This window comes from Pelomicrobium sp. G1, from assembly GCF_051905455.1.
Lineage (GTDB): Bacteria > Pseudomonadota > Gammaproteobacteria > Burkholderiales > UBA6910 > Pelomicrobium.
In genome coordinates this window covers 1-249 of the sequence record NZ_JBQACR010000476.1, presented here as the reverse complement: position 1 = coordinate 249, position 249 = coordinate 1, and the positions used below count along the sequence as shown (strand labels likewise).

The window sequence follows — 249 nt, the reverse complement described above, 5'->3', positions numbered from 1 at the left end:
GGTCGGGGTTCTCGGGCATGCGCTCGAGGGCCTTGCCGAGGAGATCGAAGGCCTCCTGATAGGCCTCCGCATCCCGCAGCAACTGGGCCTCGGCCAGGACCAGGGGGACCTCCTGGTCCGGATTCTCCTGCGCCACCTGCAGCAGGTAGGTCCGCCCTTCCTCCATCTTGCCCTGCTTGGCCAGCACGGTAGCGTAGCGCACCCGGGCCTGGAGCTTGTGTTCTCCTTTGCCCACGGACAGGTACCAGG

The 249-nt window shown here is 67.1% G+C and carries 1 pseudogene; it reads right to left on the bottom strand.

Going from position 1 to position 249, the window contains the following annotated elements:
• Window positions 1-249: pseudogene (locus ACTFO6_RS19290) on the bottom strand (tetratricopeptide repeat protein); the annotation flags it as partial.